Origin of the sequence: Ruminococcus sp. RTP21484sp1_RTP21277st1_D2_RTP21277_210401 (assembly GCF_040924225.1) — a bacterium.
Lineage (GTDB): Bacteria > Bacillota > Clostridia > Lachnospirales > Lachnospiraceae > Blautia_A > Blautia_A faecis.
In genome coordinates this window covers 62,944-83,900 of record NZ_JBCOMJ010000023.1, presented here as the reverse complement: position 1 = coordinate 83,900, position 20,957 = coordinate 62,944, and the positions used below count along the sequence as shown (strand labels likewise).

Sequence of the window (20,957 nt, the reverse complement as noted above, 5' to 3'; positions counted from 1 at the left end):
TCATTCATTTGAATGATGATTCGTTAAGAATTTTCGAGAATCGTATGTGTTTCACTGTTTAGTTATCAAGGTTGTTTCGCTGTCATTTCTTTGCGACAGCTTGTTTATTTTACCTCATCTTATTTTGTTTGTCAAGAACTTTTTTAAGTTTTTTTCAAAACTTTTTTGATGAAGTTTTTTGTCTTTGTTGACGACTTGTCTACTTTATCACAAGTAGGAAGCTTTGTCAACCACTTTTTTTAATTTTTTTAAATTTAAAATTCAAAAAAATTAAAAAACGGAGAAGGAGGGATTTGAACCCTCGCGCCGCGTTAACGACCTATACCCTTAGCAGGGGCACCTCTTCGGCCTCTTGAGTACTTCTCCAGTCTCCGAACTACTTAACCAATGTTAAATTGTGGAGTTGCGCATCTTTTGTAGCGCATTTGTTATTATACTTAAAAGATCACTTCTTGTCAACATCTTTTTTAAGTTTTTTATTTTTTTATTTTTTATGCGAATTTCGGTGCGAAATCATGCGAATGCATGATTTCTGTGCATCGCGAAGCGGTTACTGGTTACGAAGTGAACAGTTACTATTTTCATTCGCCCGGATAGTCTCTTCAATTCTTCTTTTTACCTCTGCGGCAATCTCAGTTGATTTCATATCTTTATATTCTTCATATTCCATGGGCTTCAGAAAATGCACCTGAACATTCAGCATTTTTGCAGAACCGGTATCAAATGCTTTATAAGAATCAATCAATGCAACCGGTACAATCGGACATTTTGCTTTCATAGCAGCCTTAAAACTTCCGCCTTTAAATTCCTGAGGATGGTTTCCATTTTTGCTTCTGGTCCCTTCTGCAAAAATAAGATAATTTCTTCCTGCTTTTACTTCTTTCGTTACATTAATGATCACCTGCATAGATTGTTTAATATCTTCCCTGTCAATCAAAAATGCTTTCATACATGAAAATACCTGCTTCAAAAACGGTACATTTCCAACTTCCTTCTTTGCAACTACTGAAAAAGGTACCGGGCAGACCTCCATTATGGCAAGCACGTCATATAATCCCTGATGATTCGGATAAAACATAAATCCATTTTGCGAAGGTATATTTTCTACTCCATGACCGTCTATATGAAGATTTCCTCCACGATTAGCTGCATGGTCAATTTTTTTCAACATGGCATAGCGCTGTTCCTCTGTGTATTTATCCACATGCGCAGCATACCAGTTCAGCATAATCCAATAATATGGTACGAATATAATATTCTTCAGTACCATTACAATGATTCTTTTCATTTCCAAGCTCCTTTCCTCTATGCAAAACTCCCCTATGAGATAAAAATATTTTTTCGATCCCATATCAGATCACGATATGAAAAAGGGCCACTGCAAGATTCAATCATCCTGCAGCAGCCTCCCTTCTACTCTGCATCCAGCTTATTCGCAATTTTCTCCTCATACCCCGGGTTCTTTTTGATAAATACATTGTATGCTTTCGTATAAGTCTTATAAGAATCTGCAGTCATAAACTTGGCATAGTCATCCGCAGCCTGATTCCGCAGATCATCTGTGATCTCGGAAGGTGACATTACATAGTATTTACCATCTTTTTTCTCCGTCATATAGGTTCCTACGCATGGATACTCCTGGTCATTTTCCAATACCAGATTGTAAATAATGTACACGTAAGTATAGTCACCGTTTTCGGAAAGAATATCGCACTGTTCCACCTTTACTTTTGTTGGATTATGAGCAGCAAAATATTTCAAAGTAGCATCAATCTCATTCTGCAGAAGTTCATTGGTATCCTTTTCCTGAGAATAACACTGCTTCACCTTCTTCTCACTTCCGCTTACATAATTCTTTATGAGGGCTTCCACTACTCCCTCCGGCGATTTATGATTTACGCCGCATCCGGACATTGCCATGATAAACATCATGGCAATACCCAGGATTAAAATTCTGGTTCTTTTTTTCATACTTCACAGATTCCTTTATTCTGCATCATTTGTATCCTGTGAATCCTCTTCTTCAAAAACTTCCTCAGTCTCCTCAGTCGGCTCCTCACTGCTGCCGTTCTCCGTATTTCCCTCTGCTTTCTCGCGAACCTTGGCAAGACTTGCCACTGTTACACCCTCATCCAGATTGATCAGCTTCACTCCGGAAGTGATTCTTCCAAGAATAGAAATTCCGGCACAGGTAATACGAATAATGATTCCTTCTGTAGTGATCATCATAATCTCGTTTTCTTCATTGACAGCTTTAGCACCAATCACATTACCGGTTTTCTCGGTGATCTTGTAACACTTCACACCCTTACCTCCACGGTTCTGGCAGGTAAATTCACTCATAGCTGTACGTTTGCCCATACCATTTTCAGATACTACAAGCAGGTAATCTCCCTGAGAATTCAGCTGCATTGCCACAACCTCATCTCCAGGATCAAGATTCATACCACGAACACCCATGGAGCTTCTTCCGGTACTTCTTACATCAGTCTCCTTGAAACGGATGCACATACCGTCTTTCGTTACAAGCATAATATCTTTTGTATCGTCTGTAGCCTTAACTTCAATAAGCTCATCATCATCACGAAGTGTGATTGCCACAAGACCTGTCTTACGTACATTTGCATATTCTTCCATAGGTGTCTTCTTCACAAGACCAGCCTTAGTTGCCATAACCAGATACTTGCCTTCTTCGAATTTACGCATAGGAATAACAGATGTAATGCGCTCACCTGGCATAAGCTGCAGAAGATTGACAATTGCAGTACCTCTTGCAGTTCTTCCTGCCTCAGGGATCTCGTATGCTTTCAGTCTGTATACACGTCCTGTATTGGTAAAGAACATCAGATAATGGTGAGTAGTAGTCATAAGCAGTTCTTCAATGTAATCGTCATCGATGGTCTGCATTCCCTTGATTCCACGTCCACCTCTGTTCTGGCTGCGGAAATTATCTACAGTCATTCTCTTGATATAACCAAGTTTTGTCATAGTAATGACCGTATTTTCCCTTGGAATCAGATCTTCTGTGGAAAGATCATAGACATCATATCCGATGGCAGTTCTTCTCTCATCGCCGTATTTGTCAGCGATTGCGAGGATTTCTTCCCTTACAACACGAAGAAGGAGATTTCTGTCTGCAAGAATTGCCAGGAATTTGCGGATCTTCTCTTCTAATTCTGCATATTCTGCTTCCAGCTTCTCTCTTTCCAAACCGGTGAGAGCTCTCAGACGCATATCTACAATAGCCTGAGCCTGCACATCCGTCAGTTCAAATCTGTCCATCAATTCCTGCTTCGCAATCTGAACATTGCGGGCAGCACGAATGATTCTGATAACTTCGTCGATATTATCCAGGGCTTTCAGCAAGCCTTCCAAAATGTGGGCACGTTCCTGTGCTTTATTCAGATCATATTTGGTTCTTCTGGTAACAACGTCCTCCTGATGAGCCAGATAATGCTCCAGAAGTTCTTTCAGATTCAGTACCTTTGGTACAAGGCTGTCGCCCTGAGGTACCACGCAAAGCATAATAACGCCAAAAGTATCTTGCAGCTGGGTATGCTTGTACAGCTGATTCAGAACAACATTTGCATTGGCATCTTTACGCAGGTCAATACAAATACGCATTCCCTCACGGCTGGAATGATCATTCAGGTCAGTAATTCCATCAATCTTTTTATCACGGACAAGCTCTGCGATCTTCTCGATCAGCCGGGCTTTATTTACCAGATAGGGAAGCTCCGTAACGATAATACGTGATTTTCCATTTGGTAAGGTCTCAATATTTGATACTGCACGTACACGGATCTTTCCGCGGCCTGTGCGGTATGCCTCCTCGATTCCCCTTCTTCCGAGAATAGTGGCTCCTGTAGGGAAATCCGGGCCTTTTACAACGTCAAGAAGCTCTTCAATTGTGGTTTCTCTCTGCTCCTCGATGGTATTGTCAATAATTTTTACAACAGCATTAATAACCTCACGAAGATTGTGAGGCGGAATATTGGTAGCCATACCAACAGCAATACCTGTAGTACCATTGACCAGCAGGTTCGGGAACCTGGAAGGAAGCACCTTTGGCTCTCTCTCAGTTTCATCAAAGTTTGGCTGGAAGTCTACAGTATCTTTATTAATGTCAGCAAGCATCTCCATGGAAATTTTGCTCAGGCGGGCCTCAGTGTATCGCATGGCAGCTGCGCCGTCGCCGTCCACAGAACCGAAGTTTCCATGTCCGTCAACAAGAGTATAGCGGAAAGACCAGTCCTGTGCCATATTTACAAGTGCTCCGTAAATAGAGCTGTCACCATGAGGATGATACTTACCCATGGTATCACCAACGATACGGGCACATTTACGATGTGGCTTATCCGGACCGTTGTTCAATTCGATCATAGAATACAGCACTCTACGCTGTACCGGTTTCAAACCATCTCTTACATCAGGAAGCGCTCTTGAAGCAATAACGCTCATAGCATATTCGATGTAAGATTCTTTCATGGTTTTCTCCAGATCCACATCATGGACCTGGTCAAAAATCTTGTCATCCATATTGTTCTATCTCCCCTAGATATCCAGATTCTTTACAAAGCGTGCATTCTCTTCGATAAATTCACGTCTTGGTTCTACCTTGTCACCCATAAGTGTGGTAAATACAAGGTCAATTTCGGAGGTAGCTGCCTCATCCATTGTAACGCGGAGAAGAATACGCTTCTCCGGATCCATGGTAGTCTCCCAAAGCTGCTCTGCATCCATCTCTCCCAGACCTTTGTAACGCTGGATCTTATTGTTGGAGTCTCGTCCTATCTCTGTAAGGATGGCGTTCAGCTCATCGTCATCATAAGCGTACCATACCTTCTTGTTCTTCTCGATCTTGTACAGCGGCGGCTGTGCCAGATATACATAGCCCTGCTTGATCAGTTCCGGCATAAATCTGTACAGGAATGTAAGAAGCAGTGTGGCAATGTGGGCACCGTCAACATCGGCATCAGTCATAATGATGATCTTGTGATATCTCAGTTTGGAAATATCGAAATCATCATGAATACCGGTACCAAAGGCTGTGATCATAGCCTTGATCTCTTTGTTTGCATAAATCTTGTCCAGACGGGCTTTCTCTACGTTCAGTATTTTTCCACGAAGAGGAAGGATAGCCTGTGTAGCACGGTTACGAGCTGTCTTCGCAGAGCCACCCGCGGAATCACCCTCTACGATATAGATTTCGCAATTCTCCGGATTCTTGTCCGAGCAATCGGCAAGCTTGCCTGGAAGGGACATACTGTCAAGGGCAGACTTCCTTCTGGTAAGATCTCGGGCCTTACGCGCTGCCTCTCTGGCTCTCTGGGCAAGTACAGACTTCTCTACAGTTGCCTTGGCTACAGCAGGATTCTGTTCCAGAAAAATCTCCAGCTGTTTGCTTACAACACTGTCTACAGCTCCTCTGGCCTCACTGTTGCCAAGTTTCTGCTTCGTCTGGCCTTCAAACTGCGGATTGCCAATTTTAACGCTGACAATGGCTGTCAGGCCTTCTCGGATATCATCACCGGAAAGGTTTGGCTCGCTGTCCTTGAGAAGCTTATTCTTTCTGGCGTAATCGTTAAATGTGTTTGTAATGGCATTTCTGAAACCAGTAATATGGGTACCGCCTTCAGGAGTATTAATATTGTTTACAAATCCGTAAGTATTCTCTGTATAAGAATCATTGTGCTGCATGGCAACTTCAACCGCCACACCGTCCTTCTCACCCTCGCAGTAAATGATCTCCGGATAAAGAGCTTCTTTACTTCTGTTCAGATAAGTTACAAATTCACGGATACCACCTTCATAGTGGAAAGTTTTCTCCCTTTCCATACCTTCCCGCTTGTCAGTAAGAATGATCTTCAGACCTTTGGTAAGAAAAGCCATTTCACGGAGACGCTGTTTCAGGATATCGTAATCGTATACAGTCTCCTCGAATATCTGCTTGTCCGGGAGAAAAGTAACAGTAGTTCCGGTAGAATCACCACATTCTCCAACTTCCTTAAGCGGATACATTGTCTTACCACGCTCGTAACGCTGCTCATATCTCTTTCCATCTCTGCAGATTGATACTTCAAGCCATTCAGAAAGTGCATTAACAACGGATGCACCTACTCCGTGAAGACCTCCTGATACCTTGTATCCTCCACCGCCAAACTTACCGCCGGCATGAAGAATGGTAAATACCACCTCTACAGCTGGAATGCCGGCTTTATGATTGATTCCTACCGGAATGCCTCGTCCATTGTCTACAACTGTGATGGAGTTATCAGGATTGATCGCTACATTTATTTCTGTACAGTAACCAGCCAGTGCCTCATCTACGGCATTGTCCACGATTTCGTATACAAGATGATGGAGACCACGGCTGGATGTACTTCCAATGTACATACCAGGTCTCTTACGTACGGCTTCCAGACCCTCCAGAATCTGGATTTGGTCCGCTCCGTATTCTGTATTTGTTTCGCCCATGATATTCCTCCTGTTATGATCTATTAAAAAGTTACAGGAATTTACGGCTCATTTCTGCTGCCAGATCTCATTCCTGTTTTTGCGCATAAAAATACAGATTTATTATAGCACAAAATCCCCGTTTTTGCCAGTTAAAAGCCATTTCAAGATGTAAAAAAAACGGCGTATTTTCAACGGATATCCGTCAAAAATACGCCTTATCTCCCCCTATATGTCTGCTTGTCAGGAATAACACCTGCCAGAACAGTTTCTTCTCTATTTTTGCAGCAAAAGCGCCTGGTAAATATCTCTTTTTGTCACACCTCGATCCTTTGCAACCATCTTCATTGCCTCTTTGCGTGCGATCCCCTGATTCTCATAAATCGCCATATGTTCCTCAATGGAGATGTCTCTCCAGGATTCCTGTGACTCCTGTTCCATTTCCTTTCGGCTTCTGCCCTCGATCACCAGGACACACTCTCCAAGGGGCTTCTGATCTTTGTAAAAAGCAATCAGATCTTCGATTGTTGTCCGAGATGCCGTTTCATACTTCTTGGTAAGCTCACGGCAAAGAGTCATTCTGCGGTTTCCAAGAGCCTGGTACAATTCCTGCAGGGTACCAACCAAGTGATGGGGTGCCTCATAAAGGATGATGGTGCGGGTTTCGTTTTTCAACTCTTCCAGAATGGCTTTCCTCTCTTTTTTATCCGGAGGTAAAAAGGCCTCGAATGCAAATCTGCGGGTGGAAAGTCCGGACAGGGTAAGAGCCGTGATGCATGCTGCCGGGCCTGGAAGCGAAGTTACTTCAATTCCGGCATCGTAACACATAGCAGCCAATACTTCCCCTGGGTCAGAAATTCCAGGTGTTCCCGCATCTGTGATCAGAGCCACATTCAGACCCTCCTGCATTTTCTCAATGAGGGTGTAGGCTTTCTCCACTTTGTTGTACTCATGGTAACTGGTCATTGGAGTTTTTATGTCAAAATGATTGAGAAGCTTGATACTGTTGCGGGTGTCTTCCGCAGCGATCAGATCCACTTCCTTCAGAACACGGAGCACGCGAAGCGTAATATCCTCCAGATTTCCGATTGGCGTGGCACATAGATATAATTTACCACTCATATTTTTCTCCCTTCTGCAATCATCTGTACCAGAGCCTGTTTGAACAAAACGTCATCCGTGAACAGTAACGAAAAAACTTCCGCAAAATGTGCATTTCATCTTGCAAAACTGCTTTTCAAACAACCTCTGACATATATTTTCATTTTTTATTTGCGATCTTTTTAAATCATATCGTACATTTCCAGAATTTCCTTCGTATAAACTCCCGGCTTTTCATATACGATCAGCGGTCTTTCCACGGTAATCCGGGAATTGCCGCCTTTCAGGGCTTCTATGAGCACCATATTAGGCTCCCTGTCAATGTATGGATAAACAAGCTGCATACGCTTAGGCTCCAGCTTATATTTCGTCAAAACCTGCATAATTTCTGTCAGTCTGAACGGTCTGTGTACCATGTAAAAACGTCCTCTGTCTCCAAGAAGCTTCGAAGCCTGGCTTACCACATCCTCAAGAGTACAAAGGATCTCATGTCGGGCGATTGCCTTTGGCATATGCGGATTGGTCAGTCCATGCTGCCCGATCATATAGGGCGGATTGCAGGTGACAACATGAAAAGAAGCTGCCCCGAAAATACTGACAGCCTCCTTAATATCACCTTGTCTGATACTGACCCTGTCCTCCAGGTTATTGTATTTCACACTTCTTGCTGCCATTTCGGCACACTCTTCCTGGATTTCCAGACCTGTGAAATGCTCTCCCACAGTCTTGGAAGCAAGGAGTACCGGAATAATACCAGTTCCCGTTCCCATATCGAGAACCTTCTCTCCCTTCTTCACTCTGGCAAACCCAGATAAAAGAACAGCGTCCATACCGAAGCAGAATTTCCGGGGATCCTGAATGATATAATAGCCATTCTGCAGATCATCCACCCGCTCATTCTCCTTCACAAGATCATTAATCATCTAATTTGGAATCTCCCTTTTTATCTTCAAGATCCTTCAGTTCCTTTAATTCCTGTTCAGAGACTTTTACTTTCTTTTTTCTGGAACGGAATTTCAGTTCGCCTACAGGGAATTCCTGAATTTCTTTCTCATCACCAATTTCTACTACTACCTTTACAAGCTGGCGGAGTACATTTACACTCTGTACATTGCCCTGGATTCCGTCTGGAGTAGTTACCGTATCTCCGATTCCCGGAAGTCTGCGATTCAGCTCCTCATAGGTCTCCTGCTCATTCTTCAGACAGCACATCAGTCTTCCGCATACACCTGAAATCTTCGTCTGGTTCAGAGAGAGATTCTGTTCCTTGGCCATTCGGATGGATACAGGTGCAAACTCGGAAAGATAAGTATGACAGCAGAGACATCTGCCGCAGATACCGATTCCTCCAAGAATTTTTGTTTCATCTCTTACACCAATCTGGCGAAGTTCAATTCTTGTCTTAAAAATAGATGCAAGATCCTTTACCAGCTGGCGAAAATCAATTCTGCCGTCTGCTGTAAAGTAAAACAACACTTTATTGTTATCAAAAGTATACTCTGCGTCAATCAGCTTCATCTCAAGTCCATGCTCGCGAATCTTCTTCTGGCAGATCTTGAAAGCGTCCCTCTCACGCTTCCTGTTATACTTCTCTCTTTCATCATCGTCTTTGGTAGCCACACGAAGCACTTCCTTCAAAGGATGTACCACCTGGTCATCCACCACATCCTTAGGTGCAAGCACCACCTTTCCATACTCAACACCGCGGGCAGTCTCCACAATTACATGATCGCCCGGTTTCACTTTATAGTTCTTCGGATTGAAGTAATAGATCTTACCTACATTCCGAAATCTTACGCCTACTACTTTTGCCATTCTATTTCTCCCTGATTGTAAGGAACAGAAGCTCAAGAGCAAGTTCTGTATTTACATTGGCACGAAGACGTACTTTTGTTTTCTCCAGTGCATCCAGAATCTTCTCCAGGTTCTCATAGGAACGCTGGCTTGCCTGTTCCCTTATATAATTTATTTCCTGCTTAAATACAAGATTATCAACTTCCCGTGTAGCCTTAAACATCAGTACATCACGGAACCAGAACTGGAAAAGATCCAGATAGTCACTGATGTTCTGCTTGTCATTGGAAAGCTCCTTGATTGCTTCTGTAAGCTCATATACTTCCATTCCGTCTGCATTCTTCAGGATGCGGAGTGCATTCTGGGTCATATCTGCAAACTCCTGGGAAGTAGCTACCTGTTTCGCTCTGCCAATACTGCCATGAGCATAGGAAGCATCGATCTCAGCCTGATAATCCGGTATATGGAGATGCTCCATCAGGTACTTCTTTACCAAACCGTCATCTACAACCTTCAGATCCAGACGTACACATCTGGAACGAATGGTCGGCAGCAAAGCATCAATATTGCTTGTGAGAAGCATGATAACTGCATATTCCGGCGGCTCTTCAATGGTCTTCAGAAGAGCATTCTGCGCCTGGGGATTCATCAGCTCTGCATTTGCCACAATATAAATCTTGTATGGGCTGCAGTATGGCTTAATATCCACATCATTGATAATCTGTTCCCTAATTTCGTCAATTGTAATCACATTTGGCTTCTCATGGGTCACCATAATGATATCCGGGTGATTCTTACCGATCGCCTTCTTGCAGGAATCACAATGTCCACAAGGCTCCGTACCGCCCTCTTCACACTGCAATGTCATCGCATAGGTTCCTGCCAGCAATTTCTTTCCAGAACCAGGGTCACCTGTAAAAATATACGAATGGGACACTTTTTCTGTCTGTATGGCATTCTTCAAATGTCTGATTATCTCTTCATGTCCTATAATGTCGTTAAACCCTAACATCGGAATCACCTCACCCTATCATTTTCGCTATTGTCAAAGACTGCGGTCAGCACCCCTGCATAGCTTATTTTGTACAAATACACTCTAAATGTATTTACCCTTTAATTCTATCATGTACGACAAAATCATGCTATAGTTTTTTGTGAATTTATTCACTTATCAACAAAAAATGTGTTACTGTTCACTCCGTGACCAGTAACGCGCTTCGCGATGCACATTATGCCTGTCTGATATATTCAGTAATTTCCTCTACACATTCTTCCAGATCAACATTCTGGAATTTTCTCGTAATCCCGGCAGCAGCAATTTTCTCTTCGGAAAAATCCTCCTGATCTGCAAGAAATCTTCTGCACATTTCCTCATAGCGGGGTATCTCCTGACTACGCTCTCTTTTCAATGCTCTTGCAAGACGCTCTCCGTCCTCCACTTCGATATAAACAGGGCAAACATTCTCTTTTCCATAGTATTCTCTCATTTTCACATAAGATTCAAGTGTACCGATTCCCAGATAGTCAGCATTTTCCAAATCCACCTGACCGTCATCAGCTGTAAAATAGTTCCAGATTCCATATACTGTGTGATAAGCTCTGGCCTCGATCAGATTCCCGCTGCTTCGAAATTCTTCCAGCTTTTTATCATCCACAAAATAGTACTGTTTACCATTCTCTTCCTCTGCACGGATTGGGCGGGTAGTATAAAGAACCAGCTTCTTAAGTCCCAATCCCTCATGTGCTGCCAGCCTGGCATATATATGATCCTTACCAGATGCGCTTTTTCCCATAATGTAAAATATTTTTCCCATAATGTATCAGGCAGGGGTTACACCTCTGCCTGCTCCTTTACTACGCTTATTGTTTCGTTATTTTCTCCGCAAAGACCGTGAAGATTCAGCCCCCGCTCCATATATCTTCTCACATTCCTTGTAAAAAGTCCAGTAATCTGTTCGCCTGGAACAATAATGGGAATTCCCGGCGGATAAAGATATACAAATTCTGCGGCAATTTTCCCTGCACTTTCTTCCAGAAGACAAAGCTGGGATGGGGCATCCATTGCCCTGGAAATGGACATAAGCTGCTTCATAGGACCACACTTGCAGGCATATTTTTCATTTCGCAAGCCATCGCTGCGGGTATCCTTTTTTTCACATCTTTCACAATCTTCAGAATTACATTTAACACACTTCTGCCTTTCCACTTCCGGTACATAATCTGAATTTCCAACAGCTATTTTCTCTGTTATATTCCTGCTCTTCTCTGCCAGTTCAGCTTCCTGTCTGTCGATTTCTTCTATAGCTTTGCAAAGTCTCCGGAATCCTTCCCTGGTGTCTCCAACTGCTGCCAGCGCAAGCACATAATTCTCTGTAGTCATCTCAACTTCCAAATGATATTTTCTTCGAAGGATTCCCGCAAGTTCCGGACCATTTAAACTGCTGTGCAATGTGGACAGAATCAGCTTAGAGCGGTCATAATCAAATATTTCTGTTGTGCCCTGTTCGTCCTTTTCTTCCACAGTCTCTTCCGGTGTCTGTAACAGACGTATATACCTGCGCTGACCAAGCTGTCTGCGGGCGGCTTCCAGATTTTCCGTAAATTCATCAAATAATCGTCCGCTGTCTTTTTCCAGCTTCGCTACACAGGCATCCAGACTGGACATAAGTATATAAGACGGACTGCTGGTCTCATAAATTCCAAGAAATCTGCGGATCAGCTTCTCACTTACACGTTCACTGCACAGATGAAGCACTGCAGTCTGGGTCATGGCCGGCAATGTTTTGTGAAAGCTCTGGATCACCACATCTGCTCCCAGATCTGTTGCTGAAACAGGAAAATAGTCAGAGAATCTGAAATGAGCACCGTGGGCTTCATCCACGATCAGCGGAATTCCATGTTTGTGGGCAGCCTCCGCAATCTGGCGCACATCTGAAACCACGCCATCATAAGTAGGCGATGTAATAAATACTGCTTCTATTTTAGGATTTTCCTCAAGATATCTTTCCACACGGGATACAGAAATTGAACCATTTATCCCCAAATCGTTGTCAGATTGTGGATAAATATATGTGGGAACCAGTTCCCGGAGGTATATTGCGTGGTAAACAGCCTTATGACAGTTTCTGGCCACCAGAATCTGTCCACCCTTTTTCACAGATGCGGAAATGGCAGTAAGAATTCCTGCCGTACTTCCGTTGACACTAAAAAAACTTTTCCTTGTGCCGTACATTCTGGATAAAGCATTCTGCGCTTCAAGTAAAATTCCCTCAGAATGATGCAGATCGTCGAATCCGTCTATTTCTGTAATATCACGTTCAATAGGAAAATCCCCCTCTATGCACGCCTTATTCCGCTTGTGACCAGGCATATGGAAAGGATAAAAGTCGGATTTGCCGTAGTTCTCCAATTCTTTATATAGTCTTCTCATTTTACCTCTCAATTTTCTCAGAAATTATCACACTTTAAATCTGTATCCCACGCCCCAGATGGTCTCGATATACTGCGGCTTGGCATTATTATACTCAATTTTCTCACGGATTTTCTTGATATGAACCGTAACTGTGGCAATATCACCTACCGATTCCATATCCCAGATTTCCCTGAAAAGCTCTTCCTTTGTAAAAACTCTGTTTGGATTCTGGGCCAGGAATGTGAGCAGATCAAATTCCTTGGTGGTAAAAGTTTTCTCCTCGCCATTTACCCAGACGCGGCGGGCAGTCTTGTCTATCTTGATTCCACGAATCTCAATAATATCGTTCTTTTGCGTGGTGGAGCCGATCAGACGGTTATAGCGATCCATATGTGCCTTTACTCTGGCAACAAGCTCGCTTGGGCTAAATGGCTTGGTCATGTAATCGTCAGCCCCAAGTCCAAGACCGCGGATCTTGTCAATATCATCTTTCTTCGCGGAAACCATAATGATCGGAGTATTCTTAGCTTCTCTTACCTGGCGGCAGATTTCAAACCCGTCTATCTCCGGCAGCATCAGATCCAGAATAATCAGGTCAAAATCTTCTTTCAGTGCCATATTAAGCCCCAGATCGCCTCTGTTGCAGATTATAACTTCAAATCCTGAGAGCTCCAGATAGTCTTTCTCAAGCTCTGCAATTGCTTCTTCATCTTCAATGATCAGAATTCTGCTCATTTCATTGGTACCTCCTGGTATTTTCTAAGTACAAAATACATGATCGTGCCGATTCCAAGACGGCTTGTGGCCCATACTTTTCCCCCATGGTCCTCCAGAATTTTCTTTACAATGGAAAGACCGATTCCGCTTCCGCCTTTGGAAGAATTTCGTGAAACATCTGTACGGTAAAAACGGTCGAAAATATAAGGCAGATCCTTCGGACCAATACCTTTTCCATTGTCCTCAATCTCAATCTGGATAAAATCACCCACATCCTTGATTCGGATTTGAATGATTCCTTTAGGCTTGTCCATATATTTGATAGCATTGCTGATAATGTTATGGATAACACGGCGGATCTGCTCCCCATCGGCAATTACCATAACATCTTTTTCCACATAGTTGGCATAAACCAGCTCAATTCCCCTGGTCTCAAGTTCCAGACCAACTTCCTCTGAACAATCTTCAAAATAATCTTCCACATTTAGTTTGTTGAAAGTATAAGGAATGCGGTTGGTATCGATTTTGGAATAAAAAGTCAGCTCGTTGATCAGATGATCCATCTCATTTGTCTTGTTGTAGATGGTGCGGACATAGCGATCCATTTTCTCAGGGGTATCTGCCACTCCATCCATGATTCCTTCTACATATCCTTTCACTGCTGTGATCGGAGTTTTCAGATCATGGGAAATGTTGCTGATCAGCTCTCTGTTCTCTTTTTCTATAAGGCTTTTTTCTTCTGTAGATTCTTTCAGACGGCGGCGCATTTCCTCGAAATCCTGACAGAGCTCAGAAAATTCGTCTTTTCCTTCTACATCCAGAACGAAATCCAGGTTGCCCTCTTTTATATTCTGCGTCGCTTTTTTTAATTTAACCAATGGAACGGCAATGCTGCGATATACCCAAAGACCAACTACCAAAGCAACGGAGATCAGGATTACAAACGCACTGATAAACAAATCCTTGGCCATTACATGTACCCTGCCCTGACTGTCGGCTGAGTCTGTTATGGAAATATCATATACTGTTCCATCGCTCTCAGTCACTGCCTGTGCTTTCTGCGCCTGTGACTGGCTGAATCCATACAAAGTGGCGGCAAACAGAAGCAGAGGCATAAGAATGATCATGGTGAATCCCAGAATGATTCTTGTTTTTAGCTTCATAACAGTTCTATCCTTTTTCTTCTTTTTACGGAAATTTTCAACAGCTTCCCTGTCGTATGAAGCTGCTTCACCGGATTTATATAGATTATAGCATAAAGCTCTGATTTCATCTCTTAATTTTCTATAAAAAATAGCTCTATAATATTCAGTTTTTCAACATAAAAAACCTGGAAAAGACTTCTTCTGCTATATACCAGTCTCTTCCAGGCTCTAACTTTAATATGGAATTTTCAAGCAGGCTTCAATACAAGCCATTTTCTTTTACCCAAATTTTACGCAAGATATTTCTTCAGATCATCAACCTTGTCCAGATGCTCCCACGGAAGATCTACATCTGTACGGCCAAAGTGTCCGTATGCAGAAGTCTGTTTGTAGATTGGGCGGCGGAGATCAAGCATTTTGATGATTCCAGCCGGGCGAAGGTCAAAGTTCTCACGGATGATCTCTACCAGTTTCGCATCAGATACTTTACCTGTGCCAAATGTTTCTACATGAATAGAAGTCGGATGTGCAACACCAATTGCATAGGAAAGCTGGATCTCGCACTTGTCAGCAAGACCTGCTGCAACAATGTTCTTTGCAACATAACGTGCTGCATAAGCTGCAGAACGGTCAACCTTTGTGCAGTCTTTTCCGGAGAAGGCACCGCCGCCGTGACGTCCTGTTCCGCCATAAGTATCAACAATGATCTTACGTCCTGTAAGACCGCTGTCGCCGTTTGGTCCACCGATAACGAAACGTCCGGTCGGGTTGATAAAGTATTTCGTATCCTCATCTACCATGTCTGCCGGGATGATCTCATCAAATACATATTTCTTGATGTCCGCATGGATCTGCTCCTGTGTAACATCCGGGTCATGCTGAGTGGAGCAAACTACTGCATCAATACGGCTTGGTTTTCCATTCTTATCATACTCAACTGTTACCTGAGTTTTTCCATCTGGTCTTAAATATTTCAGAGTGCCGTCTTTACGGACTTTTGTCAGCTGACGGGAAAGTTTGTGTGCCATGTTGATTGCGTATGGCATGTATTCTTCTGTCTCGTTGGAAGCATAACCAAACTGGATTCCCTGGTCGCCAGCTCCAATAGAGTCAAGCTCGTCCTCATCCATCTGATTCTCTTTCTGCTCAAGTGCTTTATCAACACCCATTGCAATATCAGCAGACTGTTTATCAAGTGCTGTGATTACTGCACATGTATCAGCATCGAATCCGAATTTTCCACGAGTATAACCAATCTCGCGGATTGTCTCTCTTACGATTGACTGGATATCGATATTTGCCTTGGAAGTGATCTCACCCATAACCAGAACAAGACCTGTTGTAGTTGCAGTCTCGCAGGCTACACGGCTCATCGGATCCTGTGCGATCAGAGCATCCAGGATGGCATCAGAAATGGCATCACAGATTTTATCCGGATGACCTTCAGTTACAGATTCGGAAGTAAATAAGATTTTTTCTTTGTTTTCCATTCTTTTGTTTTTCCCTTTCTTCGATGGAGCGAAAATTTCCAAAACAGCTAATATCTATCGCTGCATTGTATGTTTTCCGCGAAAAAAAGAACAGCCCGGACAAGCGGACTGTCTTATAAATGACTTTTTATATAAACAATCCTCTTATTGTTCGATCACTCGCTCAGGTTGGCACCTTCCTCTCTTTCGAGGGGTTGCCGTGGCTTCATAGATCCTATGTATCTCCACCACTCTGAATAAAAGGCTATTCTTCAGTTTTCCTGTTGCAAGCAATACAATATACTGATTGCTTATAATTGTCAATAGACATTTAACGTCTTATGACTATTTTTCACCAGATTAAATCTGATACTCAACAGATCAAGGCTGTCAGGCTGCAATCTGAAATTAACAATTCACCCTACACGCAGGCGGAATTTCTGAATATCCTTCTCACTGGAAACTCTCTCGATCTCTGCGCCAAGGCTGCGAAGCTTCTCTTCGAAGTTCTCATAGCCACGCTGGATGTAAACAATATCATCCACAATGGTGATTCCCTCTGCTGCCAGTCCTGCAATAACAAGAGCTGCCCCAGCACGAAGATCCGGTGCACTTACTCTTGCACCAGTAAGCTTATTCACGCCATCAATAATTGCGGAATTGCCTTCAACCTTAATACAGGCTCCCATTCTGGAAAGCTCATCGGCATATTTGAAGCGATTCTCAAAAATACTCTCAGTTACGATGCTGGTTCCCTCTGCAAGTGCAAGGGTAACCGCAATCTGCGGCTGCATATCAGTCGGATATCCCGGATATGGAAGGGTCTTCACATGAGTGCGATGAAGTCTGCCCACTGCACGTACACGTACGGCATCATCAAACTCCTGAACTTCACATCCGATTTCCTCAAGCTTAGCTGTAGTAGCTTCGAGATGCTTTGGAATTACATTCTTAACTGTGACATCCCCACCGGTAGCTGCTGCAGCGAACATAAAGGTTCCTGCCTCGATCTGGTCCGGAATGATGGAATACTCTGTGCGGTGAAGCTTCTCAACACCCTTGATACGGATCACATCTGTACCAGCACCTTTGATATTGGCTCCCATGCTGTTCAGGAAGTTGGCAACATCTACTACATGTGGCTCTCTGGCAGCATTCTCAATAATCGTACGTCCTGGTGCAAGAGATGCTGCCATCATAATATTGATGGTTGCTCCTACAGAAACTACATCCAGGAAAATATGGCTTCCATGAAGATTAGATGCCTCGGCAACAATGGCTCCATGAAGAATATCAACTTTCGCACCAAGGGCTCTGAAACCTTTCAGATGCTGGTCAATCGGACGGCTTCCGATATTGCAGCCACCTGGAAGAGGAACTTCTGCTCTTTTATATTTGCCAAGTAATGCGCCAAGAAGATAGTAAGATGCACGGATCTTCTTAATATACTCATAATCTACACTTACATCACCAATGGTAGAACCATTGATCTTAACAGTTGACTTATTGATTCTGTCAACCTGTGCTCCGATGCCAGCTATTGCCTCCAGTAAAACGTTGATGTCTCTGACGTCAGGCAGATTCTCGATGAGAATTGTCTCATCCGTCATAATGGCTGCTGATAAAATAGCCAGCGCTGCATTCTTTGCACCTGCTATCTCTACTTCACCAACAAGCGGATTTCCACCTTTAATCACATACTGTTCCATAATACACCTCTATTATTCTTACTCCGCGAGCCAAAAAGGCTATTGTCAATTTCTCTCCAATAACCTGACAGCCCTCCTCTGATTCACAGTTACTGTTCACTTCGTTCATCGTAACACATTCCGCGAATAGTAACGATCTACAGTTACTTAATAACCCCTGTCTGTAGTGTTTCCAAAAGTGCCTGCAGACTTGCTTCCAAATCTTTCCCTTCTTCATCTACCACAATGTCTGCATATTTCTCGTATAAGGGAACTCGCTCCTCATATAAACTCTTCAAGGTCTGTCCTTCTTTCAGAAGAACTCCCCGCTTCTTAAGATTTCCAAGCCGTTTCTCAAGAGACTCCAGAGAAAGGCTGAGGTAAACTACCTTCCCAATTGATTTCAAGTGTTCCATGGCTTCACTGCAATATACCACACTTCCCCCAGTAGCAATTACAGTATTCTCTGTATCAATCGACGCATTTACGCGATTCTCAATGGTCTTGAAACCTTCTTCTCCTTCTTCATCAATGATCTGATAAAGACGTCTTTTTTCTTCTTTTTGTATTAAAAGGTCTGAATCTAAAAATTCGTATCCAAGTATTTTCGCAAGAACAACGCCCAGTGTGCTTTTACCTGCACCGGGCATTCCAATTAATGTTATATTATTCATTTTCATTCGATACTCCTTTAAATAATAACACATAAGAGCCATTATTGCAATCACATTAAAAAATTGTTACTGAGTTCGTTGAAAAATTGTTACTGAGTTCGGTTTTTTAATGGGTGATTTTTAAGTTTCTGATTATGCTTTTTTCCTTTTTTTACGCTATATCCAAAGGTGCCCAGTTTCTTTCCAAGTCCCAGATATTCTCCATGGGAATATACCATCAGTTTTGACTGATTCAGCTGAAATTTATTATTTTTATCCATATAGGCTTCGTCCGCATGCACTGCAACTACTTCCGCAAGGAACATGTGATGAGAACCAAGCTTCTCAATTTTCTTAACTTTACATTCAATATTTACAGGAGCTTCACCGATCATTGGTGCCTTCACTTGATCCGCCTTTTCTTTGGTAAGATGAAGCTCCTGAAATTTATCAACCTCTCTGCCGGACCGCACGCCACAATAATCGGTGGCGTATGCAAGCTCTTCTGTGGTAAGGTTCAGAACAAATTCCTTTGTCTTGCAGATCATATCGTAAGAAAATCTGGTGGGACGAACGGAGATGCTTACCATTGGCGGGTTGGTACACACGGTGCCAGCCCACGCTACTGTTATTATATTATCATTACCCTCGCCATCTGTAACGCTGACCATCACAGCAGGAAGCGGGTAAAGCATATTGCCTGGTTTCCAGGTCTGTTTTGCCATATTTTTGCTCCTCTTTTATGTGAAAATTTCCCGTGCAAAGAACCTTCTGCGTTACTTTTCACTTTGTGAGCAGTAGCTTTTAACAGCCTCTTTGTCGGGAAAATCTTTATTATCAGTTAAAGTCATTTGCCATGATCTGTGCGGCTTCCATCATAGCCGGGATCATCTGTTTCTTACGGGAAACCACGCCTTTCAGGTGGAAGCACTTATCCTCCGGTTCCTGCTGAAATGCGATTTTTCCCATTTCCTCGCTGCCCTCGCCGTAATAAATTACATCTGAGGACTCGTCCATAATATTGGTTAACATAAAGTAAACACGGGTAATTCCATGGCGTCCGCACTCGCTTACCATAAATGGTTTCAGGCGAACTTTGATCTCCTGAAGTTCTTCCTCGTCCATGGAACTGATCTGTCCAACACCAAAAGCCACATTTCCTTCTGCAATAAATTTCTTGTAATCCTGATAGAAAATTTCTTCAGGTGCTTTATCCTTCAGATTGCTTCCAGCCTTGAACATTTCTCTTGCGAAATCTTCAATCTTAATGTCCGCGATCAGTGCAAGCGCACTTGCTGCGATCTTGTCCTGCTGGGTGCAGGTTGGGGAACGGAACATTAAGGTATCGGAAATAATGGCTGCACAGAGAAGTCCTGCAATCTTAGGCGGAATCTCCAGTCGCTGCTCGTCATAAATCCGGTAAAGGATTGTCGCAGTACATCCAACTGGCTCATTTCTGAAATTAATCGGCTTCATAGTTTCCAGAGAACCAAGCTTATGATGGTCAATGATCTCCAGAATCTCTGCTTTCTCAATATTATCAACAGCCTGGTCTTTCTCATTATGATCTACCAAAATTACCTGTTTCTTGTGCATGTCAAGGAAATTTCGTCTGGAAATGGTTCCCACACATTTTCCCCGCTTATTGATAACAGGGAATGCACGATGGCGGTGCTTGATCATAACATCCTGGATATCATCTGTGAAATCTTCAGTATTAAAAGTTACCAGATTATCTTTTTTCATCACATAATTTACCGGAATACTCTGGTTGATCATGCGGGCAATTGTGTAGGTATCATATGGAGAAGAGATAATGATGATCTGTCTCTCCTGAGCTTTCTTTATTACCTTCTCACTTACCTGAATACTCATTCCTACAATAATGCAGCTTACATTCAGTTCTATTGCCTTTAACTGATCTTCCTCACGGTTTCCAAGAATAACCATATCATTTTCTTCGATATAGTTCTTCATCACCTCCGGATCAGCAGTTCCAATAAGGATTTTCCCTTTGGTAAAATAGCCGTGACCATTTCCTTCTACAATTTCACCGTCAAGAGTATCCCTGATCTTGTTATACTGAGTTCTGGCATTTGAAAGAAGATAGCTGTCCTTGGTATCCATGTAAACATCAGCAATATCGCCGATTGTTACAATTCCCTCCAGCTCATCCTCGCTGTTACAGATGGGAAGGGTCACAATGCCTTTATTCTGCATCATATCCCAGGCATTTTTCAGGGACATGGTACGGTCTGCATCCGGTTTTGGACGGATATCCATATCTTTTACCTGCGTTCCGATATTTCCCAGATAAGCCGGTGGCTGTACGCCAAAACGATTCAGTACATACTGGGTCTCTTCATTGATCTGACCGGCACGTCTTGGAATATAACGCTTGGTCTGGGTGGTTCTGTTTTTGATATCTGCGTAAGCAATTGCCGAACAAATAGAATCCGTATCCGGATTCTTATGTCCCATTACAAATACTTTCTGATTCTTCATTCACATTCTTCCTTCCA

General features: G+C 42.9%; 17 protein-coding genes, 1 tRNA gene and 1 riboswitch. All 18 genes read right to left on the bottom strand.

From position 1 onward, the window contains the following. Nucleotides 1-278: 278 nt before the first annotated feature. A tRNA-Ser gene (locus AB5706_RS15315) sits at nt 279-366 on the bottom strand. Between the two features lie 184 nt (nt 367-550). Further along, nucleotides 551-1,288, bottom strand: coding sequence for a lysophospholipid acyltransferase family protein (locus AB5706_RS15310; RefSeq protein ID WP_148463031.1), 738 nt, complete (start codon nt 1,286-1,288; stop codon nt 551-553). 125 nt (nt 1,289-1,413) lie between these two features. Beyond that, entirely contained in the window at nt 1,414-1,971 is a 558-nt protein-coding gene (locus AB5706_RS15305; RefSeq protein WP_173716664.1) for a hypothetical protein, read from the bottom strand. A gap of 15 nt (nt 1,972-1,986) precedes the next feature. After that, nucleotides 1,987-4,539 (bottom strand): DNA gyrase subunit A, encoded by a 2,553-nt coding sequence (gyrA, locus tag AB5706_RS15300; protein WP_173716663.1) that lies wholly within the window; start codon nt 4,537-4,539, stop codon nt 1,987-1,989. Between the two features lie 15 nt (nt 4,540-4,554). Continuing rightward, a complete protein-coding gene (gene gyrB, locus AB5706_RS15295; RefSeq protein ID WP_148463034.1) occupies nt 4,555-6,477 on the bottom strand; it encodes a DNA topoisomerase (ATP-hydrolyzing) subunit B in 1,923 nt (640 codons plus the stop codon). A 255-nt stretch (nt 6,478-6,732) separates the two neighbouring features. After that, on the bottom strand, nt 6,733-7,578 hold the full coding sequence (gene rsmI / locus AB5706_RS15290; protein ID WP_173771288.1) for a 16S rRNA (cytidine(1402)-2'-O)-methyltransferase: 846 nt from the start codon (nt 7,576-7,578) through the stop codon (nt 6,733-6,735). A 161-nt stretch (nt 7,579-7,739) separates the two neighbouring features. After that, a complete protein-coding gene (locus tag AB5706_RS15285) occupies nt 7,740-8,480 on the bottom strand; it encodes a tRNA1(Val) (adenine(37)-N6)-methyltransferase (protein ID WP_173716662.1) in 741 nt (246 codons plus the stop codon). Beyond that, complete coding sequence (locus AB5706_RS15280; protein ID WP_173771292.1) at nt 8,473-9,372, bottom strand: PSP1 domain-containing protein; 900 nt, start codon at nt 9,370-9,372, stop codon at nt 8,473-8,475. The genes AB5706_RS15285 and AB5706_RS15280 overlap by 8 nt, the downstream gene beginning before the upstream one ends. 1 nt (nt 9,373) lies before the next feature. Next, nucleotides 9,374-10,363, bottom strand: a complete 990-nt coding sequence (holB, locus tag AB5706_RS15275; protein ID WP_118580865.1) for a DNA polymerase III subunit delta' — start codon at nt 10,361-10,363, stop codon at nt 9,374-9,376. 217 nt (nt 10,364-10,580) lie between these two features. Continuing rightward, the gene (locus AB5706_RS15270) at nt 10,581-11,165 is read right to left on the bottom strand and encodes a nucleoside/nucleotide kinase family protein (protein ID WP_173771294.1); all 585 of its coding nucleotides are present in this window, start codon (nt 11,163-11,165) and stop codon (nt 10,581-10,583) included. Nucleotides 11,166-11,182: 17 nt separating this feature from the next. Continuing rightward, a complete protein-coding gene (locus AB5706_RS15265; RefSeq protein ID WP_368366181.1) occupies nt 11,183-12,781 on the bottom strand; it encodes an aminotransferase class I/II-fold pyridoxal phosphate-dependent enzyme in 1,599 nt (532 codons plus the stop codon). Nucleotides 12,782-12,808: 27 nt separating this feature from the next. Beyond that, complete coding sequence (locus AB5706_RS15260) at nt 12,809-13,498, bottom strand: response regulator transcription factor (protein WP_118580859.1); 690 nt, start codon at nt 13,496-13,498, stop codon at nt 12,809-12,811. Next, the gene (locus AB5706_RS15255; protein ID WP_173770013.1) at nt 13,495-14,643 is read right to left on the bottom strand and encodes a sensor histidine kinase; all 1,149 of its coding nucleotides are present in this window, start codon (nt 14,641-14,643) and stop codon (nt 13,495-13,497) included. The genes AB5706_RS15260 and AB5706_RS15255 overlap by 4 nt, the downstream gene beginning before the upstream one ends. Nucleotides 14,644-14,915: 272 nt before the next feature. Continuing rightward, nucleotides 14,916-16,115, bottom strand: coding sequence for a methionine adenosyltransferase (gene metK / locus AB5706_RS15250; protein WP_173718499.1), 1,200 nt, complete (start codon nt 16,113-16,115; stop codon nt 14,916-14,918). A gap of 141 nt (nt 16,116-16,256) precedes the next feature. Then, nucleotides 16,257-16,358, bottom strand: a riboswitch (SAM riboswitch). A gap of 152 nt (nt 16,359-16,510) precedes the next feature. Beyond that, nucleotides 16,511-17,803, bottom strand: coding sequence for a UDP-N-acetylglucosamine 1-carboxyvinyltransferase (locus AB5706_RS15245; protein WP_118580853.1), 1,293 nt, complete (start codon nt 17,801-17,803; stop codon nt 16,511-16,513). Between the two features lie 143 nt (nt 17,804-17,946). Next, the gene (locus AB5706_RS15240; protein ID WP_330382776.1) at nt 17,947-18,462 is read right to left on the bottom strand and encodes a shikimate kinase; all 516 of its coding nucleotides are present in this window, start codon (nt 18,460-18,462) and stop codon (nt 17,947-17,949) included. A gap of 83 nt (nt 18,463-18,545) precedes the next feature. Beyond that, nucleotides 18,546-19,160 carry a flavin reductase family protein gene (locus AB5706_RS15235; protein WP_118580850.1) on the bottom strand — a complete coding sequence of 205 codons (615 nt, stop codon included), beginning with the start codon at nt 19,158-19,160 and terminating at the stop codon, nt 18,546-18,548. Nucleotides 19,161-19,272: 112 nt separating this feature from the next. Then, nucleotides 19,273-20,940 carry a putative manganese-dependent inorganic diphosphatase gene (locus AB5706_RS15230; protein ID WP_148463040.1) on the bottom strand — a complete coding sequence of 556 codons (1,668 nt, stop codon included), beginning with the start codon at nt 20,938-20,940 and terminating at the stop codon, nt 19,273-19,275. Nucleotides 20,941-20,957 lie beyond the last annotated feature (17 nt).